At 53.0% G+C, this 19,916-nt stretch carries 13 protein-coding genes; 5 read left to right on the top strand and 8 right to left on the bottom strand.

Features of this window, described 5'->3' with window-relative positions; genetic code table 11:
- Positions 1-49: 49 nt before the first annotated feature.
- The 6 genes from lysA to QWY20_RS15090 all read right to left on the bottom strand — a co-directional run bounded on the left by lysA (position 50) and on the right by QWY20_RS15090 (position 8,357).
- The gene (gene lysA / locus QWY20_RS15115) at positions 50-1,303 is read right to left on the bottom strand and encodes a diaminopimelate decarboxylase (RefSeq protein ID WP_330129834.1); all 1,254 of its coding nucleotides are present in this window, start codon (positions 1,301-1,303) and stop codon (positions 50-52) included.
- Positions 1,304-1,409: 106 nt separating this feature from the next.
- Positions 1,410-2,363 (bottom strand): N-acetylmuramic acid 6-phosphate etherase, encoded by a 954-nt coding sequence (gene murQ, locus QWY20_RS15110; RefSeq protein WP_330129833.1) that lies wholly within the window; start codon positions 2,361-2,363, stop codon positions 1,410-1,412.
- On the bottom strand, positions 2,360-3,253 hold the full coding sequence (locus QWY20_RS15105) for a BadF/BadG/BcrA/BcrD ATPase family protein (protein WP_330129832.1): 894 nt from the start codon (positions 3,251-3,253) through the stop codon (positions 2,360-2,362). Before QWY20_RS15105 ends, murQ begins: the two co-directional genes overlap by 4 nt.
- On the bottom strand, positions 3,250-4,845 hold the full coding sequence (locus QWY20_RS15100) for a sodium:solute symporter (protein ID WP_330129831.1): 1,596 nt from the start codon (positions 4,843-4,845) through the stop codon (positions 3,250-3,252). Before QWY20_RS15100 ends, QWY20_RS15105 begins: the two co-directional genes overlap by 4 nt.
- 47 nt (positions 4,846-4,892) lie before the next feature.
- Positions 4,893-6,533, bottom strand: a complete 1,641-nt coding sequence (pbp4b, locus tag QWY20_RS15095) for a penicillin binding protein PBP4B (protein ID WP_330129830.1) — start codon at positions 6,531-6,533, stop codon at positions 4,893-4,895.
- On the bottom strand, positions 6,534-8,357 hold the full coding sequence (locus QWY20_RS15090) for a glycoside hydrolase family 3 protein (RefSeq protein ID WP_330129829.1): 1,824 nt from the start codon (positions 8,355-8,357) through the stop codon (positions 6,534-6,536).
- Between the two features lie 327 nt (positions 8,358-8,684).
- Between QWY20_RS15090 and QWY20_RS15085 the strand changes: the two genes are divergently transcribed.
- Positions 8,685-9,842, top strand: a complete 1,158-nt coding sequence (locus QWY20_RS15085; RefSeq protein ID WP_330129828.1) for a DUF819 family protein — start codon at positions 8,685-8,687, stop codon at positions 9,840-9,842.
- Positions 9,843-9,916: 74 nt separating this feature from the next.
- Complete coding sequence (locus QWY20_RS15080) at positions 9,917-11,011, top strand: dipeptide epimerase (protein WP_330129827.1); 1,095 nt, start codon at positions 9,917-9,919, stop codon at positions 11,009-11,011.
- Between the two features lie 189 nt (positions 11,012-11,200).
- Here QWY20_RS15080 and QWY20_RS15075 read toward each other — a convergent pair whose 3' ends face one another.
- Entirely contained in the window at positions 11,201-14,059 is a 2,859-nt protein-coding gene (locus QWY20_RS15075) for a TonB-dependent receptor domain-containing protein (RefSeq protein ID WP_407935437.1), read from the bottom strand.
- 335 nt (positions 14,060-14,394) lie between these two features.
- Between QWY20_RS15075 and QWY20_RS15070 the strand changes: the two genes are divergently transcribed.
- Positions 14,395-14,598, top strand: a complete 204-nt coding sequence (locus QWY20_RS15070) for a hypothetical protein (protein ID WP_330129825.1) — start codon at positions 14,395-14,397, stop codon at positions 14,596-14,598.
- On the opposite strand, the gene rmuC is transcribed toward QWY20_RS15070, so the two are convergent.
- A complete protein-coding gene (gene rmuC, locus QWY20_RS15065) occupies positions 14,558-15,931 on the bottom strand; it encodes a DNA recombination protein RmuC (RefSeq protein WP_407935438.1) in 1,374 nt (457 codons plus the stop codon). The two genes, QWY20_RS15070 and rmuC, sit on opposite strands and share 41 nt — an antisense overlap.
- A 339-nt stretch (positions 15,932-16,270) precedes the next feature.
- Between rmuC and QWY20_RS15060 the strand changes: the two genes are divergently transcribed.
- Together QWY20_RS15060 and QWY20_RS15055 are read left to right on the top strand one after the other, a co-directional pair.
- Entirely contained in the window at positions 16,271-17,863 is a 1,593-nt protein-coding gene (locus tag QWY20_RS15060; protein ID WP_330129823.1) for a methyl-accepting chemotaxis protein, read from the top strand.
- Entirely contained in the window at positions 17,853-19,907 is a 2,055-nt protein-coding gene (locus tag QWY20_RS15055; RefSeq protein WP_330129822.1) for a putative bifunctional diguanylate cyclase/phosphodiesterase, read from the top strand. Before QWY20_RS15060 ends, QWY20_RS15055 begins: the two co-directional genes overlap by 11 nt.
- The last annotated feature ends 9 nt before the right edge of the window (positions 19,908-19,916 follow it).

Genomic DNA, 19,916 nt, shown 5'->3' with positions numbered 1-19,916 from the left:
GGGCCAGCAGCGCTACTATAACCTGAACAGCCAGCCCCGGTAAACAATGTTAAAAATCTGGCATCTGGTCCCAACTCAGCTGCTCCTCAATCTCGATGCGACGACGCACCAGTGCCGATTGATTGCCGGATACCAGTATTTCAGGCACCAAAGCTCTGGTGTTGTAGCAGGATGCCATCACAGCGCCATAAGCCCCTGCCTGGCCAATGGCCACCGCTTCTCCCGGTGCAAGCTCTGGCAGCCATTGCCCCATACTAAAGGTATCGCCGGTTTCGCACACCGGGCCGACCACATCATAGCACTGGCTGGCACGCTGCGGTTGCTGTTGCACCGGCCAGATATCGTGCACGGCACCGTACATGGCGGGACGCAGCAAATCATTCATCGCCGCATCCAGTATCAGGAAGGTTTTAGCGGGCCCTTGCTTGACGTATTCCACCTGACACAGCAGCACACCGGCATTGGCAGCAAGAGAGCGCCCTGGCTCCAGAATCAGCCGGCAGTCTTTGTTGGCAAAATACTGCCGTACCAGTGCCATGTACTCATCAATAGCAACCGCTTGTTTGGCATCCGGATACAAGATGCCAAGGCCACCGCCAAGGTCAATGGTATCAATCGGATGGCCCAATGCCTGCAAGCGCTCCACCAGCTCGAGCATGCGCTCAAAGGCTGCCTGATACGGTGCCAGCCCGGTAATTTGCGAGCCAATATGCATATCGACGCCCTGAATACGGATCCCCGGCAACTCGGCTGCCAGTGCATACACTTGCTCCACCTGCTGCCAGCTGATACCGAATTTATTTTCCGCTTTGCCGGTGGCAATTTTTTCGTGGGTCCCGGCATCCACATCCGGATTCACCCGGATGGCAATCGCAGCTTCCAGGCCCAGGGCTGTTGCGACTTCACTTAAGCGCCGTAGCTCAGGGATGGACTCGACATTAAATTGCAAAATGCCGGCCTTGAGTGCCAGCGCCATATCGTCTCTGGTTTTACCAACCCCGGAATACACCACACGTTCGGCCGGAAAACCAGCCGCCAGTGCCCGCTGCAGTTCACCCACCGAGACCACATCAGCACCGGCACCGGCTGTTGCAAAGCACTGCAATACCGCCAGATTGGAGTTGGCTTTAACGGCAAAGCAAATCAGGGCATCCAGGCCGGTGGCGGCTTGCTGGTAAGCTTGCAAGTTGGCCAGCAATTGCGCTTTGGAATACACATAACAGGGGGAACCGTATTGCTGCAGCAACGACGAGGCTGCAAGCTGCTCGATGTGCAGCTGTTGCTGCTGATAGCCAATGGCCATGAAGAGACTCCTGAACAGGCAGAATTATTTATTCTAGATGATATATGCACAGAATAAATTATTCCACCCTGTTGCAGGGGTAAAGGCAATTATTTTGTAGACCCGGTTAAGTTGGCTGGTGCTGTGTCAGCGCCTGGCGTAAAAAGCCGGCTTGCTGCTCTAATAAAGCCGAGGCCTCAGGCTTTGCTAAACCAGTCAGAATTCGCAGTATTGCCAGTTTGGCATTGTAATCAGACTCACTCAGCATTTGTTTGGCCTGCTGATGACTGCAGCCAGTGGCTTCAGCCACTATGCGCGCTGCCCGCACCAATAGCTTCTGATTGCTGGCATGCAAGTCCACCATCAGGTTCTGATAGACTTTACCGCTTCGCACCATGCTGGCGGTCGAGAGCATATTCAGCAGCAGTTTCTGGGCGGTACCGGATTTCATCCGGGTAGAGCCGGTTAACACCTCAGGGCCTACGGCTGCGCACAGAGGGATATCCGCAGCTGCAAGCACCGCTGTAGCCGGGTTGCAGCTGATCCCAATGGTGGTGGCCCCAAGCTCGCGGCCATACTGCATGGCGGCCACCACATAAGGGGTACGGCCACTGGCGGCTATCCCCACCAGCACATCCCTGGCAGATAAATGAATAGCCTGTACATCAGCCACGCCCTGAGCGGCATCATCTTCGGCACCTTCCACCGCCTGCAAAATAGCAGCTGGCCCACCGGCAATCAGCGCCTGAACCTGCTCTGGCGGGGTACTGAAGGTCGGCGGGCATTCGGCCGCATCCAGTATGCCTAAACGGCCACTGGTGCCGGCACCCATGTAAATCAACCGCCCACCACTGCGAAAGGCGGCCACAATGGCGTCAACCGCCTGAGCTACTTGCGGCAGGATCCCGGCAATCACCTGCGGCACCTGCTGATCGGCCTGATTAATGCGTTGCAGCAGTTGCAGGGTGTCCAGCGTATCCAGATCCATTGTATCCGGGTTGCGGCTTTCCGACAGAAAGCTGCCAAGCTGCTGCAACAGTTGTTGCTCTTGCTGACTATCCAGTTCTGGCTGTTTGCTCATACTCTTGGCTCCGTTTTCGCCAGCTCACCACTGCGCCATTTTGTGGCCAGCAACAAGGCACCGTCCACTGAGGTACCGGCAGCCGGAATAATGTGCTGACGAATACGCGCTGGCAGATGGGGGATGGTGCCTTCCGCCAGGCCACCCAGAATCACGATGGGTAATTGCACATCCAGACAGGTTAAATCAATCAGCTCCACCACATCGTCCAGGTAACGGGCAAACACCCTGGCCGCCTGCGGGCAGTTTGCTGCCAATGGCAGTACCAGCGGTGCCAGCCTGGAAAAGTCGTTGACCACAGCATGTTTGAGCCAGCCCAGAATATTGGCCGGATCAGTGCCGATTACCGCGGTCACCGCTTTGGCCAGTTCAGAGTGAAAGCAACGACTGCGATCAAACTCATCCAGCACCTGTCGCACTGCCATTTTACCTAAGATAGCTCCACTGCCTTCATCACCAATATTAAAGCCCCAGCCACCAAACTGCCGCTCTTCGCCACCAGGTTCCAGCCGCATGCCGACCGAGCCGGTGCCAAGCGCTACCACCGCCACCGGCTGGCCATTATTCGCCCCCCAGACCGAAGTTTTCGCATCGGTGGTGATCCACAGCTGCGGGCACAGCTCTGCCAGGTGCAGTTCCAGTGATTTGCGCAGCTGCAAATTACCAGCACCCGGTACCCCGGCGACCACCGTGACCTGATCGCCCTGGCACTTAGCCTGCTCGAACAAATTGCTGATCAACTGATACAGGGTTGCCGCGGCATTGTTGTAGTCGTTGGTCAAAGAAGCTGAGCCCATTTTTAGTTGCCAGCTTCGGCCTGTCGCCAGCTGCACCAAACGGCCGAGGGTTTTGGTTCCTCCGGCGTCAATACCCAGTATAAAATCCGTCACGCTGCATCTCCTGTAGCTGCGGCTGAGAACACAGGCTGCTTCGCTTTGGGTTTTCCAAGGCAGCAGACCGCAAAAGCTAATAAAGTACCGAGGCAAAGCTGCCAGGTAAAGCCCAAATCCCACTCGGCAAAACCTGGGCCAAACCACTGCAGGACATAAGGCTGAAAAAACAATGGCACTAAGAAACCGCAAATCAGTGCCGCCGCAACACTTGTAGCATTACCACGGCGGGTGAACAGCACGGTAAAATAAACCCCCAGTAAGCCACTGTAAGAAAACACCATCACACTAAGAGCAAACGCCAGCAACGGCATATCGCTGAACTGCTGCCAGTAAAAACACAGCACCGCCATCGCCGACAGCGCCGTTGCGGTCAGCAGCATGCCAAACTGCCCGGCCCGCACGAAGTGCTGTTCAGAACTCTGTGGCTTCCGCCGCAGCCGCCAGGGCCGGTATAAATCTTCCACCAATACCGAGGACATCGAATTCAGGCCAGATGTCATGGTAGACAACGCCGCAGCTACTACCCCCACGGTGACCAGACCGCGTAAACCGGCCGGCATTTCATTCAGCACAAAATACATGAAGACGGTGACGGTTTCACCGGCAAAGCTGTTGGCCAACTCAGAGCCGCCTTGCTGCATCAGGTCCGGTCGCAGGTAAAACACATAAAGCAACATGCCGATGGCAATAAACAGCAGCATCACCGGAATGATCAGCACCACCGACAGCAGCATGGCTCTGGCCCCCTCTTTCGCGGTTTTACAGGTCAGTACCCGCTGGGTCATGTCCTGATCCAGTCCAAACGCAGCGATGTTCAGCAGCACAAAACCGGTCATGGCCGACCAAAAAGTGAACACGCCGGAGGCGCCAAAATCAAGCGAGAAATCCAGCAGCTGCAGCTTGGAGCCAGAGCCATCCAGCGGCTGTTTCAGTGCCGATACAATGGCGGCCGGCTCGGCCGGGATCAACCACAGCAGGTATAGCAATACTGCCAACGCCGCCAGCACATAGACAGCGCACTGAAACGCATCGGTGTAAATCACCGAGCGAATACCACCGACCACCGAATAGGCCAGCGCGCCAAAAGCCAGCAGCACGATGGACAGCACTACACTGCTGGCATCAATGTTATGAAAAATCACCATCGACACGGCGATCGCTGCCATGTACAGGCGGGCTCCACTGGCAAACACCCGGCCAAACAGATACATGCTGCCTGCCTGACGTTTGGCACTGCTGCCAAAGCGCTGCTGCAGCAAACCATAGACCGTACTGACTCTGGCCTGATAGTAGCGTGGGATCAGATACAACATCACCACAAAAGCAGCAATAAAAGCGCCGATATTAGTCGCCAGATAGGTCAGGTCGCCCCGAAAGCCCTGATCCGGCCCACCTAAAAAAGTGGCGGCTGATTGTGAGGTTGCCATCACCGAAATAGCCACGGCCCACATCGGCATTTGATTGCCGCCCAGAAAGTAATCGCGGGCATTGCCGGCACGCCGCTGACTTAATAACCAGCCCATGGCCGCCAACAAGGCAAAATAGCCGCCAAAAACCAGCCAGTCCAGCGCTGTCAATTTTATATCCATCAAACGTCCTTTCTCAGCCTTTTGCTGCGTTTATCTGCCCGGCGGGGTTACAGCCCCAACATCGCCTGGTACACCAGGCTCATCACGCTGCCATACATGCCGGTTTCAAACCGATCACCGGTGAAATAGTAGCTGTTGCCATCGCGGGCGATAGGTGAATGTTTTTTATTCGTCAGAAGCACCACCAGCAAATCGTAGTGCGGATCGATCAGGGTGGCAGTGCCGGTCCAGCCAGTATGACCAAACGCATAGCGGCTGGCATAAGGGCCAAAGTGCCAATCCAGATCTCCACCCACTGCCGTGCGCCAGCCCAAGCCAAAACGATGATCCTGGCTCGATGGCCGCACAAACTGCTGGATCACCGGCTGGCTAAAGACCGGCACATCGCCATAGCCACCATGCTGCGCCAGCATCATCAGTACCGCCAACTCTCTGGCCGTACTGAATAACCCGGCGTGGCCTGCCACCCCTGCCAGCGAGTAAAACGCTTTTTCATCATGCACTTCACCACGCAACACCCCCCGTCGCATCGCCGGAAACTGCTGACGAACTCCTCCTCTGGTGTTGCCATCCAGTTCGGTGGCCGCAATCCGGCTGGCAGGGATGCCTTTTTGCAATGGATTAAACCAGGTGCTGCTAAGGCCCAGCGGCCGGTAAAGTCCATGCTCCAGATAACTGTCGAGCGCCATACCAGCTACCCGCTCAACCAGAGCCCCCAACAGCATAAAGCCAGTATCACTATACACAGCACTGTGGCCACGTGGCCGCTCAAACGGCACCCGCTCTATCAGCAACTGCTTGGTGCGCTCCGGTTCAATCGAATAAAAATCAGCACCTAACCGGTTATCCGGCCGGAAAAAATGCAACTCCGGGCCATAGCCGGCGCTGTGATCGAGTAAGTCCCGCACCAGCCTGAGTTCACGCCCATCGCCCCGGTACTCTGGCAGATACTGCGCTATCGGCGCATTCACATCCAGCAAACCCTCGGTGACCAGCTTCATCACCGCATAGACCGTCGCGTACATCTTGCTGTTGGAAGCGATATCAAACAGCGTATCAGTTTGCATAGGCTCTGGCTGTGTCAACGGCTGACCGCTACTATCGTAGCGCTTGGCATAGCCATAGGCCGTTTCTTTAATTACCCGGCCATTTTTGGCAATCAGCAACACAGCGCCCGGAAAACCGGCCGCCACCTCCTGCTCGATCAGCGCGTCCAGTTCTGCCAGCCGCTTTGCTGAAAAACCGGCTTCATCGGCTGAGCCCTCACGCAGCCTTGGGTAGTCAAAACGCAAGCGAATGGAGGCTCCTGCCGGCTTAACGTCCGCCAGATGCAGCTGATTTAATCCGTCACGGGTGTACTCTGCCAGCGACAAGATCATCGGTTGCCTGCTGAGCTCCGTGGGCAAAACAAGCTCGCGGCCATTGATCAGGATGCGGGCCGATGTCGCCTGCTGTAAGTCCAGCCACAAGGCGCCCTGGCCCCGATAGCTGTAAAAAATACGCCGGTCATTGACCAAAGCACGCTGGCTGCGCCGCTCAGGCAGTTCAACACTCAGCTGAGCCGGTTCACGTACCCGGATATCCCAGTCGCCGCTGCTGGCCGTTACCGTCCTGGTAAAAAGAACCAATGACAGCGCTAGCAATCCAAGCCGGAATACATGCTTCACTGAGTCATCACCACACAGCATTTAATCCGCCTCCCTGACAACCAAGTCTGGCACAGTCAATCGTACCGGCAACTCCCCATGCATGGGGGTAAGCCCAAGCAAGGCTTCAGCAACTGCCTGATAGGTGGGTCCATACAAGGAGCCAGCCTCAGTTGGCTCAATGCCATGGTGATAGGCCAACATACTGATGTCACTGAACGGTAGTAACGGGGTTAGTTCATAGGGGGTGCCAAAGCCCAGCAGTACTACGGTTGCGCCGGCTTGCTGTGCACTCTGTAACACCTGCTCACTGGCTTGCATCGCTGCGGCATAGCTGATTGCGGGCTGGGCCTGACGGGCCGCATCGGCCATACCACCCAGATCGACCAGGCTGGCCAGTCGCTGCCAACCGGCGTGGATCACCAGGTCGGCCTGCTGACTGAACTCGATGGCTTGCTCAAGTTGCCAATGATCGAAACTGCTTTCGGTCCAGCGCAACTGCCCCAAAGAGAGCTCTGGCCAATGCTCGCTTAGCGATTGTTTGAGCATCCGTGCCTGTAATGAGGTTGCTGCCACAATGTGGATATGAGCAAACCGATTGGTTGCTAAAGGCAGCCTATCTGGTTTGGCATGCAATAATGTCAGCGCCTGACGGGCCAATTCCTGCTCGAGCTCCCTGGAACCCGGCTGACCCAACTGCTGCCTTGCCGCCTGATACAACTGGGTGCGATCGCTAACAGGCTTGCTGTCTGCTAACCAGCGCTGTTTCACACGATGTATGCGCTGCCAGGAGCTTTCAAGTTCGGCAGAACTGAGTACCCCCTGTCGTACCAGAGCTGCCAGCTCCGCAATCAGGGCTTTCAATGCCACCATATCCTCAGGTCGCCGGATCGGATAGGGCATCAGGGCAATATCGGCGCCGGCAGCAAAGGTTTCCTGCACCGCCTGGCCGGGCGTGAAATAATGGCTGATGGCCGCCATATCCAATGCATCGGTAATCACCAGGCCATCAAAGCCCATCTGCTGACGCAATAGATCCGTTAAAATAGCGCGCGACATGGTGGCAGGACGGATGATGCGCTCGCCCTCTTTGCTGGTGATGGTGCTGGCATCCAGTGCCGGATACTGAATATGCGCGGTCATGATCATCGGCACTTCCGTCTGATCGATGGCCCACTGAAATGGCGCTAAATCCAGCTGCTCGATATGAGCACGGGCATGGCTGACCAACGGCAGGGCCAGATGACTATCAAGATAAGTATCGCCATGGCCGGGAAAATGCTTCAGGGTGCCCAGCACCCCTTGTTGCTGCATGCTATCGAGCAAGGCCACCGATAGCTCAGCCACTGGCTGTGGTTGCTCACCAAAAGCACGCACATTGATCACCGGGTTGGCCGGGTTGCTGTTCACATCCACCACAGGCGCGTGATTGGTATTGATCCCCAGCACTGCCAGCTCTTTGCCAAGCACAGTACCAACCTGCTGTGCGTAAAACACACCATGCCGCGCATAGGTCGCCCCTATCGCCATATTACCGGCAAAGCCGGTACTGAAGCTGCGCGGGGTACGGAACACCCGGCCTCCTTCCTGATCCACCGAGATAAAAAGCGGCTGTCTAACCGGGGATTGCATGGCCGCCTGCTGCAGGTCCTGTGTCAAATCGATGATCTGTTCTGGCGTTTGCAGGTTTTCGGCAAACAAAATCACCCCGCCGAGGCCAGTTTCGGTGATCAGTTGGCTGAGCTCGTCTGGAAGCTGGGTGACCGGCTGACGGCAAGGCTCCTCGCCCGGCTCTTTGCAAAAATAGCGAATATCGATCATCAACTTCTGAGCTATCTTGTGTTCCAGCGAAAGTTCAGTGTGCACAGCGGTCAATCCTAGATAAAGGGCTATGCCAGCTATAGTAGCAATCCAACCAAAATGCAGTACACGTTTTTTCATCGGTGACCTGGTGTTGCGGAAATTTTCAGCACACCATAGCAAAGCCTCCATCATTCGACAACTCAATTATTCTAAAAACAAAACCACTCAAGAATTATTTATTCCAAGAAAAATCGACAGTTTACCAAGGTTTTCTCTGCTTCTGATGAGAAACAGCTTAAAGAATCGGCAGGAAATCATTTTACAAAGGAATAATTTATGCTAGTGTTGCAATACATGCAGAATATTTAATTACATTGCTGCGGATAGCTGATGATTACTGATGGTTTCCTATTCTTAACGGTTTTATTACTGATTGCCGCCGGGCTTGGTTTGTTGGAAAAGTACAGCGGCTGGCGCCTGTTCACTATTCTGCCAGGCATAGTGCTGCTGTACTTCGGTGTGATGCTGGCATCCAGTTTAGGCCTGTGGAGTCAAACCGACAGTATTCGGGCGACTTACAGCGCGGTGCGCAACAACCTGTTACCCGCCATGATTTTCCTGATGTTGTTAAAAAGTGATTTACGAGCGATTGCCCACCTTGGTCCCCGCATGTTGGGGGCCTTTTTTACTGCCGTTGTCACCATTATGCTGGGCTTTGTGATTACCTTTGCTCTGTTTCACCGCTGGCTCGAGCCCGATAGCTGGAAAACTTTCGCAGCGCTCTCCGGCAGCTGGATGGGAGGTACCGGCAATATGGCCGCCATCCAATCCGCGCTGGATGTACCGGATAGCCGAATGGGCTATACCCTGCTGATGGACTCGATAGACTACGCCATCTGGGTGATGATTCTGTTGGCGCTGGTGCCCTTCGCCGCAGTGTTCAACCGCTGGACCAAAGCAGACAGCAGTTTGCTGGCAAAGGCGGGCGAGCGATTGGCGGTGCAGCACGATGACAAGGCCGTCACCCAATTGAATTTACTGGTACTGCTTAGCCTCAGCTTTCTGGTGTCTGCCGTCAGTCAGCAGCTGGCCAGCTTATTGCCAACCACCGCTTTTTTAACCACCATGACCTGGACCATTCTGTTGGTGACCTTGGCTGGTGTGTTGGCGGCCATGACCCGGCTTGGTAAACTGTCGGGCTCGGTAGAGCTATCCCAGATCATGCTGTTGGTGATTATCGCACTGATTGCCTCCAGAGCCGATTTCGCCGATTTGGCCAAGGCTCCAATTTATGTGACAGCAGGCCTGATGATCCTTTGCATTCATGGTCTGCTGATGGCACTGGTGGCCAAAATTTTCCGCCTGGATCTCTTTACCTGCGGTGTGGCCTCACTGGCTAATATTGGCGGCGTGGCTTCGGCACCTATTCTGGCAGCGGCTTATTCCAAAGCATTGATCCCCGTTGGTGTGCTGATGGCAATGCTGGGATATGTGGTTGGCACAGCTGGAGGCCTGCTGGTTGGTAAAATGCTATCCTGGCTGGCCTGAGTCCAAGGCGGCCATTCCAGTGTTCGGTTATAGTGGTATTGCAAGCAACTGCTTTCTTGCGCTTGAGGTTTGACATGAAGATTACAGATATTCGTTTGGGCATGCTGAAAGTGCCACTGAAAACGCCTTTTAAAACGGCGCTACGCACTGTGCATGAGATTGAAGATGTGGTGGTGATGGTAGAAACCGATACCGGCCACATTGGCTATGGTGAAGCACCAGCCACCGCAGTGATCACCGGTGATATTCATGGCTCGATTATCGAGGCGATTCGAACCGTGATCAAGCCGAAGTTACTGGGCCTGGATATCTCGGATCTGAACCACGTCACCCGGGTGATTCAAGGCTGTATTATGAAAAATTACAGCGCCAAGGCAGCGGTAGAGATTGCGGTGTATGACTTATTTGCTCAATTGTACGGCGCCCCTTTGTACAAGATGTTGGGTGGCGGTGTGCCGAAGCTCACCACCGATCTGACCATTAGTGTCGATTACATCGATAAAATGGTGGCCGACTCTCTCGAAGCCGTGGAGCGGGGTTTTGAAACACTGAAAGTGAAAGTCGGTAAAGACATTGGTGTAGACATTGAGCGGGTAAAAGCCATTTACGCCGCGGTAGAAGGCCGGGCGCTGATCCGACTGGATGCCAATCAGGGCTGGACTGCGAAAGAGGCGGTCTATGCGCTGCACAAACTGGAAGATGCCGGCGTCCGGCTGGAGCTGGTCGAGCAACCGGTGAAAGCGCTGGATATCGATGGCCTCAAGTACGTGACCGATCGGGTGCATACCCCAGTGATGGCTGATGAAACCACCTTTAGCCCACGCGAAGTGATTGAACTGATTAAAATGCGTGCTGCCGATATCATCAATATCAAGCTGATGAAAACCGGCGGGATCTCCAATGCCATTAAAATTGCCGACATCTGCTCCTTTTACGATATGCAGTGCATGATTGGCTGCATGCTGGAAACCAGTATCAGCGTGTCTGCAGCAGTGCACCTGGCCGTGGCAAAATCCGATGTCATTACCAAGGTTGATTTGGATGGCCCCTCACTCTGCTCTTTTGATCCTGTTGAGGGCAATGTGCTGTTCGAAGGTGCGGACATCAGCATTCAGGACACCCCTGGCCTTGGTATTCGCAGTATCAAAGGTCTTAACATGCTTGCTTAAACGGCACTCTCCCTGCCGATACCACCGCCGGTAGCCGCAAGGTTGCCGGTTTTTTTTATACCGATTAGCTTTGCCATACCTGTCATACCATCTGCTTTGCTGTATAGGTACTGCAGTTAAAAAAAACCGCAGCTCCAGGGCTGCGGTTTGGGTAGTGCTACTGCACTTACTTCTTTGTTGTAGACAACCTTAGAAGGTGTACTCAACCAGCAGGGTATAAGCCCGGCCACGAGGATCTGCCACACGAGGCTCCCAGGCAGAACCAGCTGCAGAGTCCATGTTGTGCGATGAGAATGGTGGGTCCTGGTCAAACAGGTTCTTAATACCCATGGTAATCAGAGTATTTTCCAGACCACGGTACGTCAGGCTGTAGTTGTAGGTGGTGTAGCTTTTCACCCGGTAATCAAAGTTGGGCGGGTTGTGGACACCACTGGCAATCCGGGCGAAAACGGCACTTTCATACCCATGACGATAGATTTGCGTCAGGCTGTGCATAAAGTCACCATGGGTGTAGCTGAAGTTCAGCGTGTGCTTCCACTTGATAGGCAAGTTGTTGTTGTACACAAACTGGCCAACCAGGTTTTCGCTATAGGGCAGCGTATCAAGTGCTTTGGTCTTAAAGCTCTGCAGGTAGTTACCATTTAACCGCAGACGCCAGCTCCCGCCAGCCAGTTCACCAGTCAGGTTGGCATCCACTTCAATACCACGGGTTAAGGTACCGCCCGAGTTGATAAAGCGGGCATCAATCGCTGTGATCTGACCTGAACTATCCCGGATAAAGTTCTCCTGGAACGAAGCGTAGTTCTCCAGCAATACCGCCTGGGTAGCCACCCGGATAGTATTGGTACGCTCAATTTCCCACCAGTCGACACTGATGTTGAAATTATCGGTAGGAACCAAGACCACCCCAATGCTCTTTTGGGTGGACTCTTCCGGCTGCAAATCCACCTTACCACCGCGGATCAGGTTTGGCTGAATCGATTCACAGCCCGGGGTTTCACTCACCTGGCCATCCGGACAACTTGCCGGATCAAACCAGGTATCGACCGTGATTGGCTCCGAGCGCTCACCTTCAAACAACTGGTTAAAGTTAGGTACTTTAAAACCGGTGCTGTAAGCAGCCCGCACCATTACCTGCTCCACTGGCTGGTACTTCAAAGAGACTTTCGGGTTGGTGGTACTGCCAAAACCGCTGTAGTGGTCGTAACGGCCTGCCAGGGTCAGATCCAGGTTATCCAGTACCGGCAGATAGACTTCGGCAAAGACTGCTTTGATGTTGCGGCTAACTCTATCCAGCGCATTCTGGTCATCAAACGGCGCCAGTGGCACTGTCCGTCCCGGCTCTAAATCCGAACCATCAAACTTGTATTCCTCACGGCGCAAGTCGGTGCCTACCGCAGCCTGAATAAAACCACCCGGTAACTCGAAGCCCAGATCACCGGATACAACAGCATCCAGCTGCGTCAACGTAGTGGTGCCCTCGTACAGTTTCAGACCAGCAGCAGACGCTGCGGCTAAACCATCCAGTGCTGCTTGCGATTGTTGGCCCGGAAATACAAAGGGATCCAAGGTGCCGCTGCCCAGCAACGTCTGTAACTGGTCCAGATAGTAGTAACCATCGACCAGCTTCGTCTTGGAGGTATTCTCTGAACGCGACAGACCCACGGTGTAATCGTAGTCACCAACCATGCCCTCAAATGCCAGCAAAGCCCGGTACGAAGTGGTATCGGTATCAAAGGTTCGCGGGCCACACTCGATACAGCGCCAACGATAAGCGATAGGAGCGCCATAGTTCAGACCGTCAAAACCAAAATAATCCCCCAGAGCATTGTAGATCCGGTCGTAATTAGCACCGGTACTTGGGTACCAGGTCGATGGATTGAATTGAGCTGTTGCCAGAGCGCTGGAACTGATCTGATAGTGCTCAAAACTCTTTCTGGACTCAACATGGGCAGCGGAGAGCTCGAAGAACATCTCATGACTATCACCCAAGTTGAACGACAGCCGGCCAACAAAATCCAGACTTTCCAGAGGCGATTGCAGCATACGGTGCCGGCCATACTCCCAGGCACAGGCATATTGAGACTGCGGCGACCATGGGTACAGATTCGGATCAAAACGGCCCATAAAGTCACCGCCAGACTCACAACCACCACCACCTGGCAGAGCCAGGATGTTGATGGCATCCTGACGGGCGACAGGGCTGTTTGGGTTAGGGTCAATCAGGCCGGAACCTATCAAGCCTGGTGCTGCGTCAGTGCTGACATTGAAAATGGTCGCAAAAGGGGTACCACGGGTATCGGGTGATAACCCTCTGTCTTCCTGAAAAGAGTTGGTAAAATCCCGCTGCGTGCCACGAATACCCAAATTGCGCTTGGCAGTAATGGTCGCAAAGGCATTCCAACCATCCTGGTCAAAGTCACCAACCCCAAAGAGGGCATTGGCACGGTAAATATGACCAGCACCTGCCTCAGTCACATCGGCAAAGCCGGAAACCTGAGCACCGGTGTAATCCCTGCGGGTAATAAAGTTAATAACCCCACCAATGGCATCGGTACCATAGACTGCAGAGGCGCCATCCCGCAGGATCTCAACCCGATCCAGTGCAGCAAAAGGAATCGAGTTCAAGTCAACACTGCGGCCTTTTAAGCCATGCGGCGCTAAACGACGACCATTCAGTAACACCAAGGTAGCGTCCGAGCCCTGCCCACGCAGGTTGGCACCGGAATTACCATGGTTGGCCCGGTTATCTGCCGTTGAGATACCTTCATTACTGGCCATATTGTCTACGCCATTACCCGCAATGTTCAGTTGCATCAACAACTGTTCACCCGAGGTAATGCCAGCCGCGTTGATTTCGTCACGGGTAAAGACGGTAATAGGAAGTTCACCTTCCAGGGTTGTACGTTTAATACTGGAGCCGGTGACCCGAATTCGTTCAACGGCTTCATCGGCCTCTGCGGCAGACAGATTGTCGTTCGCTATCGCGTGTGTGCCTAGCCCGGCCAGGGCTAAACATCCGATTAATGGTTTCAACTTCACGTGCATCTCTCCTAACTGGTCACCTGGATTTCTTATAATGCGCTGTTCGTTTTCCGAACAGTTTTAACATAGCAAAGATTCAGACAATTTGAAATAAATTATGCGGAATAATTTAATAAATAAGAATATTTCATTCCGAAAACAGTGTAAGCTTATGTTTCAAATAGGAATAGATATAAATGAAAACAAGAATAGTTCCGTACCTGTCAAGGAAGCTCGGCGCTTTTGGTGGCCCATTGAACGGCTTTTTTATGCAAAGTGCATGCATTTGCCGTAGAATGTGCCGCCGATGATCCGCAGGCTATCCAAAGTCCTGAACTGCATGCTGTAAGGAGTCTTGTGTGGAATTAGTTGTTTCGTCCTTCATTTTCGCTTTTATTGTCCTTGGCCTGACTTTTGGTCTGAGCTGTTTGATCTATGCCTGCCTGTTGCCGGCCGGACTAAGCCCGGAGCAAAAAATGGAGGCACGCATCGAGTTTGGCATTTTCAGTGCTGGCGGCTTCGCTATGCTGGCGGTGATGCTTTTTGCGCTCTGTTATCACTAACATCGTCCGCGTGCGCTGTGCTACCATCCGGCTGGTTTTGATGCCCAGCTGGATGCAGCTCCAACCGTGCTTTTTCCAACAGCTCCGCATCCAATTCACTTTTTACCGCCACCCCGAGCTCTTTAAACTCAGCCGCTTGTTTAATTAAATTTCCCCGGCCACTGTACAACTGACCAAAGGCTTTGTCGTAGCTTTCACGCGCTTTATCGAGCTGCTTGCCTACACCCTGCATGCTGTCTAAGAATAGTTTTAGTTTGTTGTAGAATTTTTCCGCCCGGTTGGCGAGCTCAGCGCTGTGTTTACTCTGCTCTTCAAAGCGCCACAGCTGGCGGACAATATTCAGACTGGTCAATAAGGTAGTCGGTGTAGCAACCAGCACATTACGCTCCAGCGCCCGCTGGTACAAATCAGGATCGTATTTCAGTGCTTCGACATAGGCCGACTCAATCGGAATAAACAGAAACACCACTTCCGGAGAGTTCAGTCCGGCTAACTGGTAATAACTTTTATCCGCCAGCTCACTGATGCGGTCTTTCACCGCCTGACAATGCTCTGCCAAAGCCTGCATACGAAGCTGGTCGTCTTCTGCATTGACGAACCGGGTATAAGCAGCCAGTGAGGTTTTAGCATCCACCACCATATGGCGCTGCTGCGGCAGGTAAATAATGGCATCGGGCCGGCGCTTCCCATCCTCAGTGTCAAAACTGACTTCGCGCTGATAATCCACCCCGGCACGCAGCCCGGAGTTATCCAGCACATTCTCCAGCATCAGCTCGCCCCAATTGCCCTGCACTTTTTTCTGGCCCTGCAACGCTCTGGTCAGTTGCTCGGCCTGATCGGTAATACGGTTGTTCAGTTGCTGCAAGTTGATCAACTCGGTTTTCAGTGCACTGCGCTGTTGCAACTCTTCACTGTGAATGCGCTCCATCTTGTCACGAAAGCCCTTCATATCCTGCTGCAGTGGCGACAACAACTGTTGCAGCTGCTGCTGGCTCAGCGCACTAAATGCCTTCCCTTTTCGCTCCAGCACCTCTTGCGCCAACAATTCAAATTCCTTTTTCAGCTGATCACGACTGTCTTTGATCAGCGCTAGTTGCTCGGCGAAGTGCTGTTCTTTGGCAGTCAGCGTACTGTGCAGCCGGTCGTGCTGTTCTTTGACCGCCAGAAAATCACTCTGCACGGCCTGTTGCTCGGCTTTTTGTTGCTGCAGTGTTTGTTTTAGCTCTGCCAGTTGCAGCTCGCGCTCGCGAAGCTCGGTTTGCCGTACCTGCACCAGCTCACGGCTACGCGCAGCCAGTTCAGTGTGGCTCTGCAGCTCTTGCTGACAGAGCATCAATTGCTGTTCGAGCTGCAGGCATTTTTGCTCCGATAACTGCAAAGCTAACCGCTGTTTTTGCCGGCTTAGCAGCCACAAGGGCAACAGCAGCAACAACGCAAACGCACAGCCAGCCAAACTGTATAAGGACATCTCATTCATATAGTGCAATCACTTCATCCACGATACTTACTATGCTGACTTATCTCACTAACACAGACAAGCGATTCCGGAACCATCACCGCTCAATGCACTAAGTTTGATCCAGATCAAACTAAAGCTAAATTAGCAAGATCCATTTTGGGGACGCATTGGTATAAGCTTCCAGTTATAACCATTAAAAAAGTAAGGATTTATATGCGCAGAAATCAGGAAGTTACTCAGCGCGAAGTCAGTTTCCCACGTGATGCACACCTCATTACCACAACCGATAAACGCGGCGTGATCACTTACGCCAACCCAGATTTTATTGAGGTTTCCGGCTATAGCAAAGAGGAGTTACTGGGTAAAAATCACAACCTGATCCGCCACCCCGACATGCCCGCAGCTGCTTTTAAAGATATGTGGCGCACCATCCAAAGTGGGCACTCCTGGCGTGGAGCGGTAAAAAACCGCTGCAAAAATGGCGATCATTACTGGGTAGATGCTTATGTCACACCAGTGATGAAAAATGGTGAGATTGTTGAATATCAATCCATTCGAACCATGCTGCAAAGTGACCAAAAACAGCGGGCAGAGCAACTTTATCAGCAATGGCTGGCTGGAAAACTCCCAAACTTGATCCATGCCTCACCTTTTCAATCCACACGCTGGCTTCTGGCAGGGCTTGCCGCTAGTTTCGCTTGTGTGGGTGCGCTGTTATTTCCCATTTCACCCTGGTGGTCGCTGCTGGCTTTGTTACCTGCCTGTATAACCGCACTTTTTCTTGCCACTCAGCATAAAGAGTGCAAGCAGTTGCTTCAGATCGCGGATAAAACCTATGCCAACCCAGCGATGGGCTGGATTTATACCGGCGGTGTTAACTACAAGTGCCGGGTGGCGTTTGCACTGTCAACCCAACGTCAGGAAAACAGAGCCCTGATGGCCCGACTGGTCAATACTTCAGGTTACCTGCATCAGGCCAAAAACAAAGCGGCTGACTCCATGCATCAGGCCTCCATGCAAAGTATGCAGCAACATCAATCAACTGATGGCTTTTTGCAGCAACTGGCACAGCTGAGAAACCAGCAAAGCCAGGTCGATGCCGCCATTGCTGAGATGGAACAACATTCCAGTGAATCCGAGCAAGCGGCTTTAGCTGGCAATCAGCAACTGCAGCAAATGCTGTCGGCCAGCCAGAGTATGCAGCATCAGCTGAATGAACTGAGCCAACGCTTTACTGAAGTGAATAAACAAGGGGAAGCCATCGCCAAGGTGGTCAAAGTCATTCGTGAAGTCGCTGAGCAAACCAATTTACTAGCACTCAACGCGGCCATTGAAGCAGCTCGTGCAGGCGAACTGGGGCGTGGGTTTGCCGTCGTAGCCGATGAAATCCGGGCGCTTGCCAGCCGTACCCATCACTCCACCCATGAAATTCAGACCATCATCCAGCAATTGTATGACAGCATACAACAAGCCGATCAAGCGCTGTTGCAGGGGGTCAGTGCCTCAGAGCAAACCGCGCAAAGTGCGGCCAGTACTGCAGCAGGTATGACGCAAATCCACCAGGGCATTGGTACCATGCGTAGTAAAGCCCGCCACATCAGTGAAGCCAGTCTGCAACAACTCAATACCGTGGAACGACTGAGTGCCGATACGCAAAAACTGGCCAGCCTGGCACAAAGCTCAGCTCATGCAGCCGATGAGGCAAAACAGCAGGGTGACGTCCTGTCAGTGCAACTCAATCAGTTAACCATGTTGGCGCAACACTTTTTGCATGCTCAACAGAAGGCGCTTCCCTATGCTGACTGACTTACCAAGTATTCATCAGGACATTGTTGAACAGTTGGATTATTTTATCAGTACGGTCAGCACGGACTTACGGCTTCTGACACTGAACCCTTTTGGTAGAAAACTTTGTGGTATCGCTGCAGACCATGACCTGATGCAACAGCCACTGTATGTGCACAACTTTCACGATAAAGAAAACTACCAGTTCCTGCTCAATATCGTCTTTCCTCACGTACAAAAGCACTCGTACTGGCAAGGTTCACTCTGCTTTTTTGACCAACAACATAACTGCATCCCGAGCCACTTGAAAGTGCTGGCGCATCGGGATCTGGCAGGCACTATTATTAGCTACACCGGCATAGCACATACGCAGCCCAGTCTGGACACTAAAACGCTGGATGAATTAAGTAAGCAGCTATTCGCTGATGCCATTGAAGGCATTATGGTGACAGACACTCAGGCCCGGATCCTCAAAGTCAATCCGGCTTTTACCTCCATTACCGGCTATGAAGCGGCTGAAGTGATTGGCAAAACACCGGCTATTTTGCGCTCAGCTCATCATGGAGCCGACTTTTACCGCCAGATGTGGCAAACCATTGAAGAAAATGGCTACTGGCAAGGTGAAATCTGGAACCGGAAAAAAGATCTCACTGTGTATCAGCAATGGTTGAAAATTTCACGCGTGCTGAATAGTGACGGTGCATTGAGCCACTACTTAGCCGTCTTTCAGGACTTAAGTGTTATTCGTTCCAAAGATCAACAAATTCATCAACTGGTAAACTTTGACCGCCTCACCAGGCTTGGCAACCGGGAGTTGTTGGTGAGCCGTTTTCCCCAGACACTGGCTCAGTGCAGGCAGCATAAATCCAAACTACTGGTGTGCTGGATTGATGGCGGCCAGCTTAGTGATGTCAATCAGCAGTTTGGTCTCACCTGTGGCGATCAATTAATCCAGTTGCAGGCAGAGCGTTTGCAACAGCTGATCGGCCCGGAAGATACGTTGGTGCGCATTTATGCTGATGATTACATTTTGTTGCATCAAACGAAAGCCGGTTTTAGCCAGACCAATAAATTGATAGGGCACTTGCTGGAGGTGTTAAAACAACCAGCCAGACTGGGCGATGAAGTCCTGCTGCCAACTCCGCATATTGGCGTTGCTTGCTACCCGGAGGATGGCGAGCAGGAAGAGGACTTATTGCACGCGGCTGAATTGGCGATGTTTGCTGCCAAAGAAAAAGGCAGCCCCGGCCTGAACTTCTACAATCGACAAGTAGGCGCCGACTATCACCGCCGGGCTCTTATCCGGCAAAAACTGCAGGCAGCCTTACAAACAAATGAACTGCAGTTGCAATTGTATTTTCAACCCAAAGTCACACTGAGCAATGGCAGTCTTGCGGGTGCAGAAGCTTTAATCCGCTGGCATGAGCCGGAACTTGGCACCATTTCGCCGGCTGATTTCATTCCGATTGCTGAGCAAAGCAGCCTGATTATTGAACTGGATCGTTGGGTGGTCACACAGTTGTGTAAACAACTGCTTTGCTGGCAGCAAAAACAACTCAGCTTACCGGTGATTTCATTTAATATTTCAGCCCGGCATTTGGTGGAGCCGGATTTCACCAGTTGGCTGCTGGGCTGCCTGCAAGCCTATCAGATCCCACCTTCTGCGCTGGAAATGGAAATCACCGAAACGGCCCTGATTGATAATGAAGCCAATGCCATCAGTAAGCTGCAACTGCTTAAAGACAATGGCATGAGAATAGCTCTGGATGATTTTGGTACCGGCTATTCCAGCTTGTGTTACCTGAAAAACATGCCTCTGGATACGGTAAAAATTGACCGCTCTGTGGTGTCGGATCTCACTACCAATGCCAAAGCATTGTGCATTATCAAAAGCATTCAATTGCTGGCCAGTGAACTGCAGCTGGGTCTTACCGTCGAGGGTATTGAAAACCAGCAGCAGCACCAGATTTTAGTGGAGCTGGGCTGCCAACAAGCGCAAGGATACTGGTACGCCAAGCCCATGCCGGCCAAGCAAATGGCATTGCAGTTAACCGGGAGCCTTTAAAGTTGCAAG

The sequence above is a fragment of the Alkalimonas cellulosilytica genome, from assembly GCF_036325985.1.
GTDB lineage: Bacteria > Pseudomonadota > Gammaproteobacteria > Enterobacterales > Alteromonadaceae > Alkalimonas > Alkalimonas cellulosilytica.
The sequence above is the reverse complement of the archived record's forward strand: the minus strand, read 5'-3'. Positions and strand labels throughout refer to the sequence as shown.

Bases quoted from the DNA above. Each gene is read 5' to 3' on its own strand.
- QWY20_RS15080 (WP_330129827.1), top strand. From the start codon at position 9,917: ATGAAGATTACAGATATTCGTTTGGGCATGCTGAAAGTGCCACTGAAA.
- murQ (WP_330129833.1), bottom strand. From the start codon at position 2,363: ATGAGCAAACAGCCAGAACTGGATAGTCAGCAAGAGCAACAACTGTTG.
- QWY20_RS15100 (WP_330129831.1), bottom strand. From the start codon at position 4,845: ATGGATATAAAATTGACAGCGCTGGACTGGCTGGTTTTTGGCGGCTAT.
- rmuC (WP_407935438.1), bottom strand. From the start codon at position 15,931: ATGCTCTGTCAGCAAGAGCTGCAGAGCCACACTGAACTGGCTGCGCGT.
- QWY20_RS15075 (WP_407935437.1), bottom strand. From the start codon at position 14,059: ATGCACGTGAAGTTGAAACCATTAATCGGATGTTTAGCCCTGGCCGGG.
- lysA (WP_330129834.1), bottom strand. From the start codon at position 1,303: ATGGCCATTGGCTATCAGCAGCAACAGCTGCACATCGAGCAGCTTGCA.
- QWY20_RS15055 (WP_330129822.1), top strand. From the start codon at position 17,853: ATGCTGACTGACTTACCAAGTATTCATCAGGACATTGTTGAACAGTTG.
- pbp4b (WP_330129830.1), bottom strand. From the start codon at position 6,533: ATGCTGTGTGGTGATGACTCAGTGAAGCATGTATTCCGGCTTGGATTG.
- QWY20_RS15060 (WP_330129823.1), top strand. From the start codon at position 16,271: ATGCGCAGAAATCAGGAAGTTACTCAGCGCGAAGTCAGTTTCCCACGT.
- QWY20_RS15085 (WP_330129828.1), top strand. From the start codon at position 8,685: ATGATTACTGATGGTTTCCTATTCTTAACGGTTTTATTACTGATTGCC.